Source organism: Psychrobacter sp. TB20-MNA-CIBAN-0197, assembly GCF_040309765.1.
Classification (GTDB): domain Bacteria; phylum Pseudomonadota; class Gammaproteobacteria; order Pseudomonadales; family Moraxellaceae; genus Psychrobacter; species Psychrobacter submarinus.
In genome coordinates, this window is sequence record NZ_JBEOPC010000193.1 from 1 (window position 1) to 367 (window position 367).

Genomic DNA, 367 nt, shown 5'->3' on the forward strand with positions numbered 1-367 from the left:
GGGTGTGGTCACCGAACTGCCGCTGATGACCCGTGTCTGCGTCAATGCCGAACGCGCCGTGCTGGCCGCGTTGAAATCCAGAGGCGCGTACGCAGCGGGTCTGCTGTTGAAGAAGTTGACTGGCGAGGAGTATGTCGCCACCCATGCGCGCCCGGCCGGGCTCGCCGCTTGGGATCCTGAGCGAATATTTCCGGTTGATGCCCAAGGGCAATTGCAGCTGCCCAGGGGGTATTTGCTGGAGGGCTTTTACTTTGCCTCGCGGCCCGACCCTGCACAGTTTCCACCTGGCCAGCCGTGGCTCTACGAGAACTTCTTCACGCCCCGGGAGATCGCCTGGGCTATCGAAGCGAATGCCCGCAGCCAACAT

Annotated in this window: 1 protein-coding gene; it reads left to right on the forward strand. The window is 62.7% G+C overall.

All coding sequences use genetic code 11. The features are described 5' to 3' along the window. Positions 1 to 367, forward strand: a 367-nt coding sequence (locus tag AAEY83_RS13270; RefSeq protein ID WP_351059475.1) for a hypothetical protein, incomplete at both ends; no start/stop codon positions are given.